At 74.8% G+C, this 16,925-nt stretch carries 14 protein-coding genes; 2 read left to right on the top strand and 12 right to left on the bottom strand.

Features of this window, described 5'->3' with window-relative positions; genetic code table 11:
* Positions 1-194: 194 nt before the first annotated feature.
* From ABZ783_RS08265 to ABZ783_RS08220, 10 genes are all read right to left on the bottom strand, one after another.
* Entirely contained in the window at positions 195-1,169 is a 975-nt protein-coding gene (locus tag ABZ783_RS08265; protein ID WP_357435282.1) for a sulfite exporter TauE/SafE family protein, read from the bottom strand.
* Between the two features lie 205 nt (positions 1,170-1,374).
* Entirely contained in the window at positions 1,375-1,845 is a 471-nt protein-coding gene (locus ABZ783_RS08260; RefSeq protein WP_357435281.1) for an Rrf2 family transcriptional regulator, read from the bottom strand.
* A gap of 70 nt (positions 1,846-1,915) precedes the next feature.
* Positions 1,916-2,800: an acyl-CoA thioesterase II gene (locus tag ABZ783_RS08255; RefSeq protein ID WP_357435280.1), complete on the bottom strand. Its 885-nt coding sequence runs from the start codon at positions 2,798-2,800 to the stop codon at positions 1,916-1,918.
* A 223-nt stretch (positions 2,801-3,023) separates the two neighbouring features.
* A complete protein-coding gene (gene pyk / locus ABZ783_RS08250) occupies positions 3,024-4,472 on the bottom strand; it encodes a pyruvate kinase (RefSeq protein ID WP_357435279.1) in 1,449 nt (482 codons plus the stop codon).
* A gap of 240 nt (positions 4,473-4,712) precedes the next feature.
* Positions 4,713-5,078, bottom strand: a complete 366-nt coding sequence (locus ABZ783_RS08245; protein ID WP_357435277.1) for a hypothetical protein — start codon at positions 5,076-5,078, stop codon at positions 4,713-4,715.
* A 277-nt stretch (positions 5,079-5,355) separates the two neighbouring features.
* The gene (locus tag ABZ783_RS08240) at positions 5,356-6,153 is read right to left on the bottom strand and encodes an alpha/beta fold hydrolase (RefSeq protein WP_357435275.1); all 798 of its coding nucleotides are present in this window, start codon (positions 6,151-6,153) and stop codon (positions 5,356-5,358) included.
* Positions 6,154-6,383: 230 nt separating this feature from the next.
* Positions 6,384-6,830, bottom strand: a complete 447-nt coding sequence (locus ABZ783_RS08235) for a hypothetical protein (protein ID WP_357435274.1) — start codon at positions 6,828-6,830, stop codon at positions 6,384-6,386.
* Positions 6,831-6,837: 7 nt separating this feature from the next.
* Complete coding sequence (locus ABZ783_RS08230) at positions 6,838-7,101, bottom strand: DUF6244 family protein (RefSeq protein ID WP_357435273.1); 264 nt, start codon at positions 7,099-7,101, stop codon at positions 6,838-6,840.
* A gap of 208 nt (positions 7,102-7,309) precedes the next feature.
* Entirely contained in the window at positions 7,310-8,212 is a 903-nt protein-coding gene (locus ABZ783_RS08225) for a hypothetical protein (protein WP_357435271.1), read from the bottom strand.
* On the bottom strand, positions 8,209-10,842 hold the full coding sequence (locus ABZ783_RS08220) for an FtsK/SpoIIIE domain-containing protein (RefSeq protein ID WP_357435269.1): 2,634 nt from the start codon (positions 10,840-10,842) through the stop codon (positions 8,209-8,211). Before ABZ783_RS08220 ends, ABZ783_RS08225 begins: the two co-directional genes overlap by 4 nt.
* Before the next feature lie 192 nt (positions 10,843-11,034).
* Between ABZ783_RS08220 and ABZ783_RS08215 the strand changes: the two genes are divergently transcribed.
* The gene (locus ABZ783_RS08215) at positions 11,035-12,462 is read left to right on the top strand and encodes an alkaline phosphatase PhoX (RefSeq protein ID WP_357435268.1); all 1,428 of its coding nucleotides are present in this window, start codon (positions 11,035-11,037) and stop codon (positions 12,460-12,462) included.
* Between the two features lie 169 nt (positions 12,463-12,631).
* Here ABZ783_RS08215 and ABZ783_RS08210 read toward each other — a convergent pair whose 3' ends face one another.
* Positions 12,632-13,225, bottom strand: coding sequence for a helix-turn-helix domain-containing protein (locus tag ABZ783_RS08210; RefSeq protein ID WP_357435266.1), 594 nt, complete (start codon positions 13,223-13,225; stop codon positions 12,632-12,634).
* 347 nt (positions 13,226-13,572) lie between these two features.
* Here ABZ783_RS08210 and ABZ783_RS08205 point away from each other — a divergent pair, with 347 nt between their 5' ends.
* The gene (locus ABZ783_RS08205) at positions 13,573-15,036 is read left to right on the top strand and encodes an MFS transporter (protein ID WP_357435264.1); all 1,464 of its coding nucleotides are present in this window, start codon (positions 13,573-13,575) and stop codon (positions 15,034-15,036) included.
* 213 nt (positions 15,037-15,249) lie between these two features.
* Here the strand turns inward: ABZ783_RS08205 and ABZ783_RS08200 are convergent, their stop codons facing one another.
* The gene (locus tag ABZ783_RS08200; protein ID WP_357435262.1) at positions 15,250-16,872 is read right to left on the bottom strand and encodes an MFS transporter; all 1,623 of its coding nucleotides are present in this window, start codon (positions 16,870-16,872) and stop codon (positions 15,250-15,252) included.
* Between the last annotated feature and the right edge of the window lie 53 nt (positions 16,873-16,925).

Here is a 16,925-nt window from a genome sequence, read left to right as displayed (position 1 = left end):
ACGACGGGGCTGGGGGCGAGGGTGACCGGCGCAGGGATCAAGCGTGACCGCCCGGAGCCGGTCACCCTCGCCCCCAGCCCACAACCGCAACCACCGCCCAACAGCAACCAGCCCACCAGAGCAACCACCGAATCCCGCCCACAGCTACCCCGGTCACCCAAGCCCGGCGCCCGCAGCTGGCGGCGTACCCCGGATCAGCCCTCGACGGCGGCGGCGAGCCGCCGGGGCTCCTCGGGCGGCGCGGCGTCGGCCTGGCCCACCGGGGCGCCGGCGACCGGCACGGCGAGCGCGGCCTCGGCGACCGCCCGGGCGCGGCGGGTGCGGCGCAGCGCCCGCACGGCCAGCGCCAGCGCGACCAGCCAACCGGTGCCGAGCACCGCGTAGACCAGGAACGGGACCGGGCCGGCCAGCTCACCGGCGCGCAGCAGCGTCCGGGCGTTGGTCAGCACGATCACGCCGCCGATCGTCGCGCCCAGCAGCTGGGCGGGAACGATGCGGACCAGCCAGGCGGCGATCGGCGCCGCGACCAGGCCACCGATCAGCAGTGCGGCCACGGTGGGCAGCAGGAAGCCCTCGGAGCCGAGGCCGATCAGGAACCCGACACTGGCCGCGCCGGCGACCATGAACTCGGCGGTGTCGACCGAACCGATGACCTTGCGCGGCTCCATCCGGCCGGAGACGAGCAGCGCGGGCGTGGCCACCGGACCCCAGCCCCCGCCGCCGGTGGCGTCGATGAAGCCGGCGACCAGACCGAGCGGGCCCAGGAACCGCCCCCGCAGCCGACCGGCGGCCCGGTTGGCGCGCAGCGGTCGGGAGAAGCGCACCAGGAGGTACGCGCCCAGGGTGAACAGGATCGCGGCCATCCACGGGGCGGCGGCCTCGGTGGAGATCGAGCTGAGGAAGGTGGCGCCGGCGAACGCGCCGATCGCGCCGGGTACCGCGATCCGGGCGACCACCCGCCAGTCGACGTTGCCGAACCGCCAGTGCGCCACGCCGGCGGCGAGCGTGGTGCCGATCTCCGCCAGGTGCACCGAGGCGGACGCGGCGGCCGGCGCCACCCCGGCGAACAGCAGCAGGGTGGAGGAGGTCAGCCCGTACGCCATGCCGAGCGCGCCGTCGACCAGCTGCGCGGCGAGCCCGACCAGGGCGAGGATCAGCAGCTTACGCACGAGGTCCTCCGACTTTTCGGTATCTCCTATCGACTTGGTCGACAATGCGGTACGCGACCGCTCCGGTCAAGTCCCCCATCCAGTTCGTGGGACGCGCCGGACGGCGCGGAATGGGCGCGGGTCAGCCGGCCGGGCGGGACCGGCGGGCGGAGCGCGGGCAGCCCGGTCACGGGCTGAGGGGCGGGCCGGCGGACGGCCGGGTCGGTCAGCTCCAGGCGCTCGGGTCGGCGGCGAGCTCGTTGACCCGGCCGGGCAGTGCACCGCTGGCCACGTCGGCGAGGGAGACCTGCTCCAGGATCTGTCGCTCACTGGCCCGCAGGGCGATCCAGACGTCCTGCAACGCCCGGGCCGCTCCCTGGTAGCCGAGATCCTCGGGGCGCTGACCGCGGATGTGGGCGAGCGGACCGTCGATCACCCGGATCACCTCGGCGAGGGAGATCTCCGCCGCCGGCCGGGCCAGCCAGTAGCCGCCCTCGGGCCCCCGCTGGGCGTGCACGATCCCGCCCCGGCGCAACTGGAGCAGGATGCTCTCCAGGAACTTCGGCGGGATGTCCTGGGCGCGGGCGATCTGCTCGGCGGTCACCGGGCGGCTCCGTCCGGTGGCCGTCCCGTCGGCGACCGAGGCAAGCTCGGCGGCCGCGCGGAGGGCGTAGTCGACCCGGGCGGAGAGACGCATGCCGGCAAGATTAGTCGGCTGGTCAGCCAGCCGGATTGCCGGCCTCGCCCGAGCGGGCACGGCGGCCCGGTCAGGCGCCCTCGCGGCGCAGCAAGCCCTCCTGCACCGCACTGGCGATGTGCCGACCGTCGGTGGTGAACATCCGGCCGGTGGCCAGCCCGCGGGCGCCCGAGGCGGACGGGCTCCAGCAGTCGTAGAGGAACCACTCGTCGGCGCGGAACCGCCGGTGGAACCAGAGCGCGTGGTCGAGGCTCGCGCCCACCACTCCCCCGGGCCCCCACACCTCGCCGTGCACGGACAGCACCGAGTCGAGCAGGGTCAGGTCGGAGGCGTACGTGAGGGCGCAGGCGTGCAGCAGCGGGTCGTCGGGCAGCTTGCCGTCGATGCGCATCCACACCCGCTGGTGCGGCTCGGCGGGGCGGTCGCCGGGGCGTACCCAGCCGGGCTCGCCGACGTAGCGGACGTCGATCGGGCGCGGGATCTGACCCCAGATGCCGAGGCGCTCCGGGTAGCGGGCGAGCCGGTCGGTCATGGTCGGGATCTCGTCCGGCCCCGGCACGTCCGGCGGGGCCGGCGCGTGGTGGTCCAGCCCCTCCTCCTGCCGTTGGAACGAGGCCGACATGAAGAAGATCGGCTTGTCGTGCTGCAGCGCGACCGAGCGGCGGACCGAGAAGGACCGGCCGTCCCGGATGTCCTCGACCCGGTATTCGATCGGCTCGGCCGGGTCACCGGGGCGGACGAAGTAGCCGTGCAGGGAGTGCACGAAGCGCTCCGGGTCGACGGTGCGGCCGGCGGCCACCAGGGCCTGGCCGGCGACCTGGCCGCCGTACACCCGCTGCGGGCCGACCGGCGGGCTGATCCCCCGGAAGGTCATCTCGCCGATCTTGTCCAGGTCGAGGACTTCGAGGAGCTGGTCGACCGCGGCTTGGCCGGTCGCCACCGGCTGCTCGCTCACGGGGCCACCTCAGTTCGCGACTGCGGGGCTCGCAAAACCGGCTCACTCCTCGCGCTCACGGGGCCACCTCAGTTCGCGACTGCGGGGCTCGCAAAACCGGCTCACTCCTCGCGCTCACGGGGCCACCTCAGTTCGCGACCGCGGGGCTCGCAAAAGCGGCTCACTCCTCGCGCTCACGCCGGCGCCTCGCCACCGAGCCGGATGGCTCGGGCGCCCCGCTCGCTCACTGCAGCGCTCGGGCCGAGGCGGCGTCGACCAGCGAGCCGAGCTGGTGCACCCGCAGGGTGTTGGTGGAGCCGGGGGTGCCGGGCGGGCTGCCGGCCACGATCACCACGTGATCGCCGGGGTTGGCCCGGTTGAGGCCGAGCAGCGCCTGGTCGACCTGGCGGAACATGTCGTCGGTGTGCGCGACGAACGGCATCAGGAAGGTCTCCACGCCCCAGGAGAGGGCGAGCTGGTTGCGCACCTCGGGCACCGGGGTGAAGGCGAGCAGCGGCAGGTCGCAGTGCAGCCGGCTGAGCCGCCGGACGGTGTCGCCGGTCTGCGAGAAGGCGACCAGCGCCTTGGCGCCGATGGCCCGGGCGATGGAGGACGCGCCGACGGTGAGGGCGCCGCCGTGGGTACGCGGGTCGTGCTGCAGCCGCGGCACGGCGATCGAGCCGGACTCGGTGGTGGAGATGATCTTGGCCATGGTGCTGACCGTGAGCACCGGGTACTTGCCGACGCTGGTCTCGCCGGAAAGCATCACGGCGTCCGCGCCGTCGAGCACCGCGTTGGCCACGTCGGAGGCCTCGGCGCGGGTCGGCCGCGAATTCTCGATCATGGAGTCGAGCATCTGGGTGGCCACGATGACCGGCTTGGCGTTCTCCCGGCAGAGCTGCACGGCGCGCTTCTGCACCAGCGGCACCTGGTCCAGCGGCAGCTCGACGCCGAGGTCGCCGCGGGCGACCATGACCCCGTCGAAGGCGAGCACGATCGCCTCCAGGTGGTCGACCGCCTCGGGCTTCTCGACCTTGGCCAGGACCGGGCGCTGCACGCCCTCCTCGGCCATGATCGCGTGCACCAGCTTGATGTCCTCCGGCGAGCGCACGAAGGAGAGCGCGATCAGGTCGACGCCCAGGCCGAGGGCGAACCGCAGGTCCTCGGCGTCCTTCTCCGACAGGGCCGGGACGCTGACCGCCACGTTCGGCAGCGAGACGCCCTTGTTGTTGGAGACCGCGCCGCCCTCGGTGACCAGGCAGCGGATGTCGTTGCCGGTGACGTCGCTGACCTCGACCGCGACCCGGCCGTCGTCGATCAGCAGCCGGTCACCCGGCTTCACCTCCTGCGGCAGCTTGCGGTAGGTGCAGGAGACCCGGTCCTTGGTGCCGAGGATGTCGTCACCGGTGATCACCACGGAGTCGCCGGTGCGCCACTCGTGCGGGCCGTCGGCGAACCGGCCGAGCCGGATCTTCGGGCCCTGCAGGTCCGCGAGGACCGCCACCGGGCGCCCCGCCGCCTCGGCCGCCTCGCGGACCAGCCGGCAGACCGCCTCGTGGTCGGCGTGGCTGCCGTGGCTGAAGTTGAGCCTCGCCACGTTCATGCCCGCCTCGACGAGGCCCCGAATGCGCTCCGGGGACGAGGTGGCGGGGCCGAGGGTGCAGACGATCTTCGCGCGGCGTGTCACGCCCATCAGGCTAGTCTCTCCTCCGGGTCGACCTGCCGGCCGACCCCTTTCAGAGTGCGGAATTGTCCAACGACGGGCCATCCCCGCGCGGCGGGCGGAGAGGAACCGCAGCCGGAACGTCGTGGGTGGCGGGCATCGGCGACCGCGCGGCGGAAATCGTACCCCCCGCCACCATGTCCCGTCGGGGCGCTCCCGACCCACCCGCGAGCGCCGGTCGAGGCGGCGTCGACCGTTGCCCCACCGCGCTCAGCGCTGCGCCTGGGCCAGCGGGAACTCCAGCGAGCCGGCCGGGCAGAGGAAGGTCAGCACGTCCACCCGGTAGAGCCCGGCCTGCACCGCCGGGTCGGCCTCCATGACGGTACGCACGTCGTCCACCGAGCCGGTGCGCGCCAGGCCGAAGCCGATCGGCGGGTCCGGCTCGCGGGCCGGACCGTCCACCGAGCCGTCGATCAGAATGATGCCCCGCCGGAGCAGCGCCTGCATGTGCTCCTGGTGCTCGGCCTGCAACCGCTGCACCGTCTCCTCGGGCAGGGCCCGGCCGGACGGCCCCGGGTAGAGCACGATGCACTCGTACGTGTTGAGCGCGAAGTCGACCTGCGGTGTTCCGGTCATGTCGCACCTCCAGACGTACGCCCCGGCCCAGCGTCGCACGGCTCGCACGGCCGCCGCGGTCGCTCGGCCCAACTGCCCGAGGCACCGCCGGGTTCCCGACCCACCGCGCCGTTCGTCCCGGCGAAGTTCCTGGCCGGCTTCGACGGCACGCTGTACCCGGTCGACCCGCCCGGCGCGCTGCACGTCACGCCGTGAGCATGCTGCCCCGAGGATGGCCGCTGACGTGATCCACGGCCGGACCGGCGGGCGGCATTCGACCGCCCGTCGGGTGCTCGGATCAGATGGCGAAGCAGTTCGGGTGGATGGCGGCGCCGGCGAGCGCCTGCCGGACGATGCTGTAGGCCGTGCCGTCGAGGACAAGACCGAGGTGGCCGACCACTCGCAGCGGGCACGACGACTGGATCAGCACGTTGGTCGCGCCGTCGGCGAGGGTGGCGTTGTCGACCGGGATCACCAGCTCGTCCTGCCAGGTCCGGATCGTGGTCCAGCGGACCGCGCCCGGGGTGTCGTCACCGCCGTTGAGGTCGGCGAGCAGACCCGAGCCGACCGACATCTGCTGGCAGGCGACGATGCCGGCGCAACTGCCCAGGCCGAGGAACTTCACGATGTTCGCGACGTAGGTGCCCTGCTGGGGGGTGCCCAGGCTGACATAGCGGCCGACCGTGTCTGCGCCGCCGAGGAACTTCACGTACCAGCGGGAGACCAGGCCGCCCTCGGAGTGGGTGACCAGGTCCACCTTGGCCGCCCCGGTGGCGGCGCGGACCTGGTCCACGTAGGACGACAGCGCGCGGGCGGATTCCCGGATGTCGCCGAAGCCGAGGTCGGGGAGCTGGTAGATGGAGACCCGGTAGCCGTCGGCGCGCAGCCGGGCGGCGATCGGCTCGTACGCGATGGAGACCCCGATCAGGCCCCCGACGACGATGACGGGGTTGCCGGTGGCCGCGGCGGTGCGGCCGACGGTCTCGGTGGCGCCGGCGGGGGTGGCGGCACCCTCCGCGGCAGCCTGGGCGGCGGTGGCGGGGAGCAGCAGGGCGGCGACGGTGGTGGTGGCGACCAGGATCTTTCGGAGCAGCATGGCTGCACCTCCGATGGGAGGCACCCGGGGAACCGGGAGGGACGGGTGAGGGGATCCGATCGGTCGTGGGAACGATGATGCGTGGCAGATTTCACATACGTCAATGAAAAGTTACGCGCCGGTAACCCGTTGTTCCGCGAAACGCACAAACCGGCGTACCGGGCAACTGTCCCCTGTGGATTAGCGGGACGCGCCGGACCGGTCCCGGGCCGCCGAACCGACGGCGGCGCTCACGCCGAGGCGATCGCGCGGGTGATCGCGCGAGCGGTCGCCGCCAGCCCGGCGCGGTCGCACCGCTCCGGGTCGGCCAGCACGTCGACCGCGACGCCCGGCTCGACCAGCCAGAACGCCTCCCCCACGCCGATCAGGCCGGGGCCGTCGGGATGGGCGAGCTCGACCCACTCCCCACCAGCCGGGTCGCGCTCGTGGTAGTCGGCGAGGAAATCGTGCAACGCGGTGAGGTCGATGAGCCGCTCCCCGCGGAGCACGTGCACCCGCAGGTCGACCCGGTAGCCCTCCGCGACCTGGCGCTCCCAGACCCGGGTGGCGAAGCTGACCTCGTCCCACTCGCTGGCGAAGTCCGACACCTCGGTGCCGGCGCCGGCCGGCACGTGACCGACGTGGAAGCCGTCCAGATCACCGCCGTCGCGGGCGATGGACCCGCCCCGATCGCTCATCCCGGGCTCAGTTTCCCAGCGCCTGGACCTTGGCGATGGTCTCCTGGACATGCTGCCGGGCGGGCTCGCCGCCCTGGGCGGCCTGGGCCAGGGCCTGCCGATAGGCGTCGACCACGCCGAGCAACGGTCCCGCCGCCACGCCCTCCAGCGCGCCGGCCACCAGCGCGCGCGCCTCGGCCGCGTCCTGGGCCGCAGCCGCCGTCTTGGCCTTCGCCTCGTCCAGCTTCTGCGCCGCCGCCGCCAGCCTGGCGATGATCTGCGCTGCGCTCACGCCACCGCCTCGCTGCTGAACTGAATGGTTCGCTCGCTCCGCTCGCTCACGCGCCCTCCCCGTCCCGCCGCGTCGCCCCGACCGCACCACGGCACCGGCACCGGCACCGGCACCGGCACCGGCACCGGCCACTGAGGAGCCTACGAGATCACGGCACGCCCCGCGACCATCCGATCACGGATACTCGGCCGGCCGGGATCCCGCATGGTCAGCGCATCAGGCGGAACACCAGGAGGTAGACGCAGAACAGCGACGGGGAGAACAGCGCACAGATCACGAAGCCGAGCGGGACGTACCGCGACGGCGGGGGGTCGGAGCTGACCGGCGGCCGGCCCCAGCGGGCGAGCACCAGCTGCCCGGCGAGGAACGACAGCAGCGGCACACCCGCGCACGAGGCGGCGGCCACCAGATCGAGCCCGGTGGCCGGGATCTGCGAGCCCACCAGCGCGACCAGCATCAGCACCGAGCCGGCCAGCGCGCACGCCACGTAGACCGCGACGGCCCGAGCCGGCGGCGACCAGGTCGGCAGCAGCGCGGGCCGGTGCGCGATCGCCTCGGCCTGCTGCCCGTACCGGTCGGCCTCGTCGACCAGTTGTCGGGCCGCGGCCAGTTCCGCCGCCGGGTCCGCCTCCACCGAGGGGGCGGGCACGGCATTTTCCGGGTACGCCCCGACGCCCGGCCGCCCCGGCGCGGCGGCTGCGCCGCCGGTCGCCCCCGCCCCGGTTCCGGGCGCGGGTCCGGGTGCCCCCGCCAGGCGCGGTGCGCCCGCCGGCGGCGGTACGGCCCCCGGCCCCGTGCTAGGCCCGGGTCCGGCCAGACTCGACACACCGGTCGGCGTCGACCAGGCCGGTGCCGGCCCAGCCGGGATCGCCGGTCCGCCCTGTGCCGGAACCCGGTCCGCCGGGTCCGCTGGCGGCGAAGCCGGCAGTCCGGCGGCCCGGCCGAGCTGGTCGAGGCGCTGACCCTGGGCGGCGAGCCGCTGGCCGAGTTGGTCAACGGCGGTGTGCAGGGACCGGCGGCGTTCCGCCTCTGCGGCGACGGCCTGCTCCTCGCCGCGCTGCCGCGCGGACAGCTCCCGGGCCAGGGCCGCGTACTCCTCGAATCCGCTCACGCGTCGCCTCCGTCACCGACGAAGGGCACGATCAGGGTGGTCCGCTGGTCGTGCCGGTCCACCAGCAGGGCCCGCCCGTCACGCGGGACGTAGCCGAGGTCGTGCCAGCCCAGATGCAGGCCGAGGTCGGCGCCGGACACGTTCAGCGCGACCAGGCAGGCCAGGTCGTCGCGGTTCTGCGTACCGCCGAGGTCCTCGCCGAGTCGGCGCAGCCCGCGCCACCAGCCGAGCAGGTGCACCCCGTGCGCCGGCCCCTGGCGCAGCACGGCCCGCAGGTCGTCGTGCCCGGAGCGGAAGGTGGCCGGGTCGGTGGCGGCGAGCACGCCGGAGGCGGCGTCCACCCCGAACACCACGAGATAGGTGCGCCCGGGCGCATCGCCCGCCGAGCCAGCCGGGGCGCCGGGCGGGCCGCCCGGTCGCTCACCGCCGGGTCCGGCGGCCAGCTCGGCGAGTTGGGCGCGCAGTGCCGCCGCGTCGAGGCGGCGGACCGGATGCCCGGCGGCGGCCAGGGTCATCGCCAGGTCGTCGGCGGCATCGGTGGTGCCGGACGCCAGGGGGGCGAGCAGGAAGCGGGTCGTGCCGGGGGCCTGCTGCCGGGCCAGGCTGAGGGTGGCCGAGCGGAGCACGTCCACCCCGGCCGAGGCGGTGCCGACCACGGCGAGGTGCCGGCCGGGGTTGGCGTCCAGGCGGAAGGCTGCCGTGCTGCCGGCCACGTCCACCGTCCGGCCGACCAGCGCGAGCGGCGGCTCGGTGCCCGGCCGCAGCGCGGCCCAGGTGGGGTCGGCGGCCAGTCGCGGCGTCTCGTACCCGCGGAAGACGATGGGCGGGCGGGTGCCCGCCGGCCGGGCCTGGAACAGCTCGTGCCGGAGGGTGGCCAGGTCGGCGCCGGCGGCGTGCGCGTCGGGGAAGCGGACCTCGGTGTTCGCGCCGGCCGCGCCCCCGGCGGTGTTGACCACGGCCGTCCCCACCCGCAGCGCCTGCGCGGCGTCGTTGAGCGGGTCGAGCACCCCGCTCCCGCCGGCGAGCGCCACCCGCAGCGGGAACTGGCCGAAGATGGCCTCGGCCCGGCCGTACAGGGCCTCGATGCCGGTGGTGCTCTGGCTGGCCAGCACCAGGTGCAGGCCGTACGAGCGAGCCTTGCGGGCCAACTCCTCCAGCAGGTCGACGGCCTGCCGGGCGAGGGCGTCGTTGCCCGCGAACAGCACGTGGAACTCGTCGACCACGGTGACGATCCGGGGTGGCCGGTGCTCGGCCGGCAGGTCGGCGAGCTTGGTGACGCCGTGGTGCTTGAGCAGGTCGGCCCGGCGGGTCAGCTCCTCGCGCAGCTCGCGCAGCACGGCGACGCCGTACTCGCGGTCGGACTCGATGCCGACCGCGCGGGCGTGCGGCAGCCAGGACGGGTCGCGCTCGGTGGGGACGAACTCGGTGAAGCTGACGCCCTCCTTGAAGTCGAGCAGGAGGAGCTGGAGCTCGGTCGGGGCGTACCGGGCGGCCAGGCCGTAGAGCACGTCGAGCAGGAACACCGTCTTGCCCGCGCCGGTCCGCCCGCCGACCAGCCAGTGCGGGGTGGCGTCGTCGAAGGCGACCGTGACCGGCTGGCCGACGACTCCAGCGCCGGCTGCAGATCGTGGCGCGGCGTCGGACGCGCCGAGCTGGAGTTGGCGAACCGACCGGCCGAGCACGGTACGCAGCCCGGTGGCGGACGACTCGGCCCAGCGGCTGGCCGGGAGCAGGTCGGCGAAGGTCACCGCCTCGGCCCGGCGGGCGGCCGCGGCGAGCTGCCGGGCCAGCCCGGTGACGGTGGCGTGCGCCGGGTCGCCGTCGAGCACCACCGGGGCGGGCAGGCCGCTGCCGTCGGCGCTGAACGGCTGGCCGGGTGGGTCGCCGACCAGCGCGTACCGGTCGCCCCGCCGTAGCTGGGTGGTGGCGCCGAGCGGCGGTGGCGGGTCGCCGGGACCGGCGGCGGGGTAGCCGGCGAGCAGCACGCAGACCGCCGCGGCCGGACCGGCGTGGGTGAGCGCGGCGAGCCGGGCCAGCTCGCGGGGCGGCGGGGCGGAGGCGGCGACCACCAGCAGCAACTCCTGGTCGTCCCGGGCCGCCTGCTGGGCGCTGCGGGCGTGCCGTTCCGCCTCGTCGAGCAGGGCGGCCACCTCGGCGGCGGTGATCGCGGCGGGGCCGAGCACCCCGGCGTCCAGCAGCGGGCGCAGCGGCAGGAACGCGGCGCCGAACGCGGCGGGGTCGATGCCGGCGACCCGGACCGTGCCGGCCGGCGCGGCGGCGAGCAGCCGCACCACCACGGCCCGCAGCAGCTCACCGACCCGCGGATCGCGGGCGTCGGTGTCGACCGCGAGGTGCGTGCCGCCGGCCAGCGGCACCAGCACCGGGAAGCGACCGTCCAGGGTGGTCGCTTCGCCGATGCGGACCGGCACCGGGGTCGTGACCGGGCGGGCGGCGCCTGGTGCGGCGGCGGCCAGTTCGGCGCCGAGCCGGGCCAGCCGGGCGACCAGCTCGGGGCTGCCGGGGGCGACCGGCCCGGCGGCGGCGAGCGCCCGCCGCGCGGCCTCCCAGCGCCGTACGGCCTGCCGGTGGAAGGCGACCGCCTGCCCGTACGCCGTCGCGAGCCTGCCCACCGTCCCGTCCCTCCGACGCCGTCGCGGTCCCGATCGAGGGAACCCTAACGGAAGCCCGCCGAGCCGGCACAGTACGTGACGCGTTTTCAGGATTTGTCTACTGTTCACCTCGCGGACCCCGGCCGCGTCGGCGGCGTTCCCCGGCCGCCGTTTGCCTGCTGACGGAAGCATCGTGAACAGGAAGGCGACGACGTGAGCTCCTCCCCCATTTCCCGCCGGTCCATGCTGCGCGGCGGTGCCGCTGGCGCCCTCGGCATCGTGGTGGCCGGTAACCTGGACGTCATCGCGGGACCGGCGGCGGCGCGGGCCGCGGCCCGCCCGGCGGTCGGCTACGGCGAACTCGTTCCGGACCCGGCCGGCCTGCTGGCCCTGCCGCCCGGCTTCTCGTACACCATCGTGGCGCAGGCCGGCGTGACCCTGCTGGAGTCCGGGCAGCCGACCCCGAGCGACGCCGACGGCACCGGCTGCTTCCTCGGCCGTGAGGGCTCGGTGCTGGTCAACAACCACGAGATCGGCGGCAGCGAGCCCTTCCCGGTGCCCGCGCTGGCCGGCCTCACCTACGACCCCGGTGCCCGCGGCGGCACCACCACCATCGAGGTGGACGCCCAGGGCCGGCGGCTGCGCGAGTACGTCAGCGTGGCCGGGACGCACAACAACTGCGCCGGCGGCATCACCCCGTGGGGCACCTGGCTGACCTGCGAGGAGACCGAGCAGAAGGCCGGCGGGCGGTACCTGAAGGACCACGGCTACACCTTCGAGGTCGACCCGCACGACCGGTCCGCCAACCTGGACCCGGTGCCGCTGAAGTTCCTCGGCCGGTACGCGCACGAGGCGGTGGCCGTCGACCCGTACACCCACGCGATCTACCTGACCGAGGACGCCGGCGGGCCGAACGGGCTCTACTTCCGCTGGACGCCGCCGGCCGGCTTCCGCGGCGGCAAGGGCGCGCTGCGCGCGCTGGCGCAGCGTCCCGACGGGGACACTGCCGGCAGCCTCCAGGCGATGAAGTGCTTCCGGGGCAGCCAGCACGTCGCCGACCTGTCCGAGGCGACCACGCCGGGCACCCGCTACAAGGTGGAGTGGGTGGACGTGCCGGACCGGGACGCGAAGACCGTCTCGGTGCGTAAGCAGTTCACCGACGAGCAGGTGACCCGCAGCCGCAAGCTGGAGGGCGCCTGGTGGGCCGACGGCGGCGCGTACTTCGTGGCCAGCTTCGCCCGGCACTCCGACGGCAGCGTCAACGAGCACGACGGCCAGGTGTGGTTCTACGACGCGCGGACCGAGACCGTCACGCTGAAGACCATCTTCGGGGTGAACCAGAACCCGGACGAGGAGACCGGCAACTACGACGGCCCGGACAACATCACCGTGTCGCCGTACGGCGGGGTGATCCTGGCCGAGGACGGCGAGGGCCTGTCGCACCTGGTCGGGGTGACCGAGCAGGGCAAGGCGTACCCGCTGGCCCGCAACGAGCTGAACGAGAGCGAGTTCACCGGGCCGGCGTTCAGCGCCGACGGGAAGATTCTGTTCGCCAACATCCAGTCCCCCGGCTACGTCTTCGCGATCACCGGCCCGTGGGGCCGGCCGAGCAACGCCGACCTGGCGGCTGACCACTCCTGAGTACCGGCGGCGGCCGGCGGGTTCCCTGGGAGCCGCCGGCCGCCGCCTTGGCAGGACCACCCCAGCCATCCGGGTGGCCTCGGCGGCTGCCGGCCTGGCACCGCCGACCCGGCCCACGGCCCGGCTGCGCTCGACGCGACCGGACCCGGCGCGCGGACCTTCCCGGGCGTCAGGGGCGCGCAGCCGGGTGGCGCAGGCCGTCCAGGGCGATGGCCAGCACCCGGTCGCGCTGGGCCGGCTCGGGGAACTGGTACGCCGTGATCCCGCTGATCAGCCGCACCACGTCGTCGAAGCTGGCGTCCGGCCGGGCCACCCCGGCCTCCTGAGCGCGGCGCAGCAACGGCTCGCCCGCGGCGTAGATCTCGGTGCGGCAGCTGCGGAACACCTCGGAGTCGTGCACCAGCTCCTCGGCGAGGGCTCGCTTGGTGCCGACGTAGGCGACGAACCGGTTGAGCCAGGCGACCAGGGCATCCCACGGCGGGAGGTCCGCCAGGTCGGCGGCGGACCGGCTGAGCGCTCCCACCTCCTCGACGTAGACCGCCTCGAACAGGTCACGCCGGTTGGGGAAGTTCCGGTAGAGCGTCCCGATGCCGACCCCGGCCCGCCGGGCGATCTCCTCCAGCGAGGCGCCCGCACCGCACTCCCCGAAGACCTCCCGCGCGGCGGCGATCAACGCGTCGTAGTTGCGCCGGGCATCCGCTCGTTTCGGGCGGCGCGCAAGGACCTCCCCCAGCTGGTCGCCGCTGGCCATGACGGGCGTCACCTCTCCTGCCTTGCAACCGGAGGCACCCCTCCGCTAGGTTAGTGGAGGCACCCCTCCGGAAATGACCGGAGCCATGCCTCCGGATAGCTTACTCCGGATTTCGGGCCGATCCCCACCTGCGCGATCGGCCATCCAGACACCGGACCCAGGAGGTCCCACCATGCCCGCATTCGGCTGAACACCGGCAGTCCCGGCCGCCACCGCGGCAGATCGCCCCGGCCGCGCCCGTGCGCGAGCCGTCCCCCGATCCGCGCGAGCGGCCCCGCGGTCACGTCGACCGCACACCCGGGCGACCGACCGTCGCCCCCGGCAGACCTTTCTTTCGTACGCGAACGGGAGTTCCCTCCGTGACCGAAACCATCCGACGCGGCTCGCGTCGGTTGACCTTCCTCGTCCTCGCGGCCGGCACCGGCTTCTTCGCGATGCTCCAGTCGCTGATCACCCCGGTGCTGCCCACCATCCAGCACGACCTGCACACCTCCCAGAACACCGTGACCTGGGTGCTGACCGCCTACCTGCTCTCCGCATCGATCTTCACCCCGGTCCTCGGCCGGGTCGGCGACATGGTCGGCAAGGAGCGGATGCTGGTCGTCTCCCTCGCCGCGCTCGCGCTCGGCTGCCTGCTGGCGGCCGTCGCGCCCAGCATCGGCGTGCTCATCGTCGCCCGGGTGGTCCAGGGCGTCGGAGGCGCGGTCTTCCCGCTGTCGTTCGGCATCATCCGCGACGAGTTCCCCGCCGCGCGGGTCGGCTCCGCCGTCGCGGCGATCTCGGCGATCGTCGCCGCCGGTGGCGGCCTCGGCGTCGTCCTGGCCGGTCCGATCGTCGCCGCCCTGGGGTACCGGTGGCTGTTCTGGATCCCGCTGGTCGTCGTCGGGCTCACCGCGCTCGCCGCGCACCGGTTCGTGCCGGAGTCACCGCTCCGTACGCCCGGCCGAATCAACTGGGCGGCCACCCTGCTGCTCTCCGGCTGGCTGGTGGCGCTGCTGCTGCCGATCAGCAAGGGCGCCGCCTGGGGCTGGACCTCCGGTCGGGTGACCGGCCTGCTGGTGCTCGCCGGCCTGCTCCTGGTCGCCTGGCTGGTGGCCGAGGCCCGCTCGGCGAACCCGCTGATCGACCTGCGGATGATGCGCCTGCCCGGGGTCTGGACGACCAACCTGGTCGCCCTGCTCTACGGCGCCTCGATGTTCGCCGTCTACGCCTTCCTGCCGCAGTTCGTGCAGATCCCGACCAGCGCCGGATACGGCTTCGGCGCCAGCGTCACCCAGGCCGGGCTGCTGATGCTGCCGATGCTGGTCGCCATGTTCGTCGCCGGCCTCGCCGCCGGCCGGCTGCAGGGCCGGTTCAGCGCCAAGGCACAGTTGGCGACCGGCGCGGTGTGCAACGTGCTCGCCTCGGCGATGCTGACCGTCGCCCACGACACCCGCTGGGAGATCGGTGTGGCCGGGGGACTGGTCGGCCTGGGCATCGGGCTGGCGTTCGCCTCGATGGCCAACCTGATCGTGGCCAGCGTGCCGCCCGGGCAGACCGGGGTGGCCACCGGCATGAACGCCAACATCCGCACCATCGGCGGCGCGATCGGTGCCGCGGTGGTGAGCGGCGTGATCACCGCCCACCCGCAGGCGAGCGGGCTGCCGCGCGAGGCCGGGTTCACCCTGGGGTTCCTGGTGCTCACCGGGATCGCGCTGGCCGCCGCGATGGCCGCGCTGATCGTTCCGGCCGGCCGGCCGGCGACGCGTGAACGGCGCGCGGAGCTGTCGCCGGGAAGCGCCGGGCCGGAGCTGACCGGCGAACTCGCGACGGCGGGACGCTGATCCGACTCCGGGGCTGACAGCGCGGGCGACTCACCCGCGCGCCGCCACCCACGCGCCGGTCAGCGCGTTCCGCCGGAGTAGCCGCACCGGCCCGCAGGTCGCGCTCGAACGTGGAAGTAGTGGCCTCCCGGGACGCGGGGCGCCACTACTTCCTGGATCGAGCGGGATCTTGAAGGGCCCGATGCCGTCAGGTCGGTAGCGGGTCCGGCCGGGTCAGCCGGCGAGGGCGCAGTCGGCCGCGTGAACCAATGCCGTGGCCCGGGACCGGCGGCGCGACCGGTGCGACGCACAGGCGGCGCACTCGTGGGCCGTGCGGGCGGACGGGCCGGCCGCGAACCGCCCAGCCCGCGGGCGCAGCCCGGCGAACCGCGTGCCGGGCAGGCGCAGCCCCACCGGGCGGGACGCCGAGACCGGGCGCGGGCCCTCGGCGGCCATCGGGGCGACGGGGCCGGCCGCGGCCACCGGGCGGGCGACCGCCGGGACGCTCGCCGGCCGGACGACGCGGGCGGTGGCGGCGGCGCGGCGGCGCACGGCGGGCGCGGCGAGCACCAGGCTGAGCCGGCGCCGCAGCCGCCGCTCCCGGAGCCGGTCGAGGGCCACCCCAGCCGCCACGGTGGCGACGGTGGTGAGCGTGCCGGCCAGCACCAGGGTCTGCCGGGGTCCGGCGTGCTCGGCGAGCCAGCCGAGCAGGGGCGCGCCGACGGCCGCGGAGACCGAGCCGGTGACCGCCAGGGCGGCCAGCACCCGCCCCCGCATGGCGTAGTCGGTGTCGAGCTGGGCGCGGGCGCCGACCGTGGTGTCGATGATCACGGCCGCCGCCGCCACCGGCAGCATCACCGCGGCGAAGCTCAGCGTGCCGGGGGCCAGCCCGGCGACGATCTGCAGGGCGCTGGCCAGCAGGCCGGCCCCCACCAGCACCCGGTAGCCGAGCTCCCGGCGGCGGGCCGCGACCAGTGCGCCGAGCACCGTACCGACCGCGAAGACGGTGGAGAGGAAGCCGTACCCGGACGCGCCGCCGCGCAGCGGACCGTCGCTCATCGCGGCCATGGTCACCTGGTAGTTGCGGCCCAGGCTGCCGAGCACGAAGGACAGCGCCAGGGCCACCAGCACCACCGGCTGCCGCAGCAGGTACCGGAAGCCGGCCCGGATGCTGCGGTCCGCCGGCGCCGCCTCGGCCTCCGACAACTCCAGCTCGGCCCGTCTTGCGCCGCGCCGCGACCGCAAGCCGTCGTCCGGTGCGCCGTGCCGCTCCTCCTCGCGTACGGCGAACAGGGCCGCCACCACCGCGACGAAGCTGGCGGCGTTGATCGCGAAAAGCAGCGCGGGGCCGACGGCGGCCACCACGACGGCGCCGACGCTCATGCCCAGGATGCGGCCGGCCGAGTTGGTGAGCGAGCCGAGGGCGAGCGCGTTGCCGAGGCTCTCCCGGTCCACCAGGGTCGAGCACCAGCGGCCCATCACCGGGCCCTCGATCGCCGACACCGCGCCGGTGACCAGGGAGATCGCGTAGATGGCCGGCAGGCCGCCGGTGCCGGTGACGGCGACCATGGCCAGCCCGGCGGCGAGCAGCGCGTGGGCGGCCTGGGCGCCGATCAGCAGCGGCTTGGCGGGCAGCCGGTCGGCCAGCGCGCCGCCCCAGACGCTGAGCACCAGGCTGGGCAGCGCCTGCAACAGGACGGTGAGCCCCATCGAGGTGGCGGACCCGGTCTGCGCCAGCACGTACCAGTTGACGCCGAGAACCTGCATCCAGGTCCCGATGACCGACACGAACCCGGCGGCGGCCCAGATCCGGTAGTTGCGGTGGCGCAGCGCGGCGAACGTGGCGCCGAGGGCCATGAGGATTTCCCCGTCCAGTGGGTGACACGACGAAAGCCGGACCCCGCAGGTCC

Origin of the sequence: Micromonospora sp. NPDC047738, from assembly GCF_040642675.1 — a bacterium.
Lineage (GTDB): Bacteria > Actinomycetota > Actinomycetes > Mycobacteriales > Micromonosporaceae > Micromonospora.
The sequence above is the reverse complement of the archived record's forward strand: the minus strand, read 5'-3'. Positions and strand labels throughout refer to the sequence as shown.

What these genes read in the sequence shown, in the direction of transcription:
- ABZ783_RS08260 (WP_357435281.1), bottom strand. Translation starts at nt 1,845, where the DNA reads ATGCGTCTCTCCGCCCGGGTCGACTACGCCCTCCGCGCGGCCGCCGAG.
- pyk (WP_357435279.1), bottom strand. Translation starts at nt 4,472, where the DNA reads ATGGGCGTGACACGCCGCGCGAAGATCGTCTGCACCCTCGGCCCCGCC.
- ABZ783_RS08245 (WP_357435277.1), bottom strand. Translation starts at nt 5,078, where the DNA reads ATGACCGGAACACCGCAGGTCGACTTCGCGCTCAACACGTACGAGTGC.
- ABZ783_RS08240 (WP_357435275.1), bottom strand. Translation starts at nt 6,153, where the DNA reads ATGCTGCTCCGAAAGATCCTGGTCGCCACCACCACCGTCGCCGCCCTG.
- ABZ783_RS08235 (WP_357435274.1), bottom strand. Translation starts at nt 6,830, where the DNA reads ATGAGCGATCGGGGCGGGTCCATCGCCCGCGACGGCGGTGATCTGGAC.
- ABZ783_RS08200 (WP_357435262.1), bottom strand. Translation starts at nt 16,872, where the DNA reads ATGGCCCTCGGCGCCACGTTCGCCGCGCTGCGCCACCGCAACTACCGG.